The following is a 2,467-nucleotide window of genomic DNA, read 5'->3' on the forward strand; positions in this document are numbered from 1 at the left end:
GGTGGAAAATCAGCGCCGGGCAACCCGAAGAATTTGTAATTCGGAAGAGCCGGCGGATCTCCCGTTCCGGCCTTTCAGGCCGGGACCACATGGATGGGAAGCCGACCAAGGAAAAACTGGACCAAAACTGCACCATTTCTGCACCAACAATGAATTTTTCGTGGTGCAGTTTGGTTGGACATATTTTTGTAACATGCTGGATCTAGGCAGGATACGAAAATTGGATACCGCCGGAAATAACGGCGCCGGGGGGTGGTGGTGCAGTTTTTAAATTGTGATAAAATTGTGTGAAAACGAATTTTTGACACAAATTTGACCACGGATTGCACAGATGCCACGGATGGGAAAAGAGGAACTTTTGCAGAAATATTTTCGGGCAGAAAAATTACCGCCAGAAAATGGAAGCTGGAGGTCAGGAAATGCCAAGTCCGAAGAACGCAGACCGCGAATCATGCCAATTAACGCGAATGGAGACCGCCATTTCGGATTTCGAAATTCGGGTTTCGGATTTATATTCATGTCATTCATGGGCGTCATGGTAGCAGGGATTTGGTGAAGGTGGTTCCCTCCGGGAGGGAAATTATGTGGACATGAGGATTATGTGGACATGCGGTGAAAATTGCCTGGATTTACGCGATATTTAAGGCGCGCATGTTCACATAATATCTGAGGGTTGGGTTTCGTGGTGATTTTGGGCATGGTGAAGCGGCATGAAAAAACGTTTCCTCTCCAAAAAACATTGGGGGCTTTTAGCCCAGTACCAACGACATCTCTTGTGCATCGCCGGGTTGCGCCCACGCACCTGCCAGCGCTATGTTGCATGTGCCCGGAACTTTTTAGGGGCGCAGCACCAAGGGCGCTTTCGCCTGCGGCAGTTGCGCCCCACCGTCCTGCTGGAGTACTTGCTCCGCAAACGGCAACGGTATGGGCCGTGCCATTGGGTGGGAGAGGCTTCCAGATTGCGGAGATTCTTCAGGTTTTTGGTGGCGGCTGGCCACCTGCTTGCCAGCCAAATTCCCGTCATTCCCGCCGTCAGCAGCCGGGGGCATTGGCCCAGCATGGATCCGCTTCATCCCAAGGAACTGCACCGCTTCCTGATGCGCTTTGACCGGCGCACCGAAACGGGCCGGCGCGATTACGCGGTGGCCATGTGTCTGGCGCGGCTGGGGCTGCGGATTAGCGAAGTGGCCCAGTTGCAATTGGCCGACCTTCGCTGGCGCGAAGGGATTCTGCGCCTGCGTTGTCCCAAAGGCGGCCGGGAACGACAGTTGCCGTTACTGCCAGAAGTGCAGGCGGCCATGATTGGATATTTGACCAGGGGACGACCGGCGACCACGCTGCCACAGGTGTTTGTGCAGGCCTCTGGCTGCCAGGCTTGCTCCATCGCCCAACGCAGCCAAGCCATCCGGCTGGCCTTCCAGCGGTCCGGGGTGGTTAAATCACGCATGGGTCCCCACCTCTTGCGGCACACGCTGGCCACCCATTTGTTCCAGCGTGGCGTGTCGCTTAAGGCCGTGGCCGACCTGTTGGGACATGGCCACCTGGCGTCCACTTGGCGCTATGTGCGCCTGAGCCCGGTGCAGTTGCGAATGGTGGTGCAACCCTGGCCCAAGGAGGGGTTATGAAACCGGTTCCTTTGGCCCAAGCGGCCGCCCGTTATTTGCGTTACCGCACCCAGTTTGGATTCCAGTTGGACCATGATCGGCTGTATCTGCACTCGCTGGTGCGGTTTGCCCGCCGCGTCATCATCGGGGGGCGCTCACAGTCAAACTGATGGTGGCCTGGGCACAACAGGCGTGCCGTTCCAATCGTCCCCAGCAACATGCGCGGCGGCTGGAGTTGATCAGCCGGTTTGCCCGGTTTTGGGCAGCCTTCGATCCCCGCACGGAAGTGCCACCGGCCGGCCTGCTGGGACCGGCTTACAGTGCCCGTCCGCCCGTGCATATTTACACGCCCCGCCAAATCACCCGCCTGCTGGCCATGACCCGGCATCTGCATTGGGCGCACCCGTGGTGGACGCTCACCTTTAAAACCCTCTTCGGCCTGTTGGCCGCCACCGGGATTCGGCTGGGAGAGGTGATCTGTTTACAGGATCGGGATGTGGATTGGTCCGCCGGAGAAATGACGGTGCGGCAAGGCAAATCCGGACGTCCGCGCCATTTGCCGCTGCATGCCACCACCCAGCAGGCGTTGCGCCGTTATCGGCAGGCCCGCCCAAAGTGCCTGCCTGGCTCCCACCCCGCTTTCTTTGTGCAGCCGCACGGGCAGCCGCTGAAGTCCTGGCAGGTTCGGGATGGCTTCCGGTACGCCCGCCAACGGCTCGGGTGGCAAGCCTGGCGGCCGCGTCCCCGATTGCACGACCTGCGCCATACGTTTGCCGTCCGCTGTCTCTTGCGCTGGCAAGGCCAGCGCCTGGACTTTGGCAAAAGTCAGAGGTGGGCAGGAGTCCTTTTCAAGGGTTCGGCAT

At 58.7% G+C, this 2,467-nt stretch carries 3 protein-coding genes; all 3 read left to right on the top strand.

The features are described 5' to 3' along the window. The first annotated feature begins 710 nt into the window (after positions 1-710). On the top strand, positions 711-1,625 hold the full coding sequence (locus WCO56_29550) for a tyrosine-type recombinase/integrase (protein ID MEI7733747.1): 915 nt from the start codon (positions 711-713) through the stop codon (positions 1,623-1,625). Further along, on the top strand, positions 1,622-1,774 hold the full coding sequence (locus WCO56_29555) for a hypothetical protein (GenBank protein ID MEI7733748.1): 153 nt from the start codon (positions 1,622-1,624) through the stop codon (positions 1,772-1,774). The genes WCO56_29550 and WCO56_29555 overlap by 4 nt, the downstream gene beginning before the upstream one ends. Continuing rightward, the coding region (locus WCO56_29560) for a tyrosine-type recombinase/integrase (protein ID MEI7733749.1) at positions 1,774-2,467 on the top strand (694 nt) is incomplete at its 3' end. The genes WCO56_29555 and WCO56_29560, both read left to right, overlap by 1 nt.

It is taken from the genome of Verrucomicrobiota bacterium, from assembly GCA_037139415.1.
Lineage (GTDB): Bacteria > Verrucomicrobiota > Verrucomicrobiia > Limisphaerales > Fontisphaeraceae > JBAXGN01.

Bases quoted from the DNA above. Each gene is read 5' to 3' on its own strand.
- WCO56_29555 (MEI7733748.1), top strand. From the start codon at position 1,622: ATGAAACCGGTTCCTTTGGCCCAAGCGGCCGCCCGTTATTTGCGTTAC.
- WCO56_29550 (MEI7733747.1), top strand. From the start codon at position 711: ATGAAAAAACGTTTCCTCTCCAAAAAACATTGGGGGCTTTTAGCCCAG.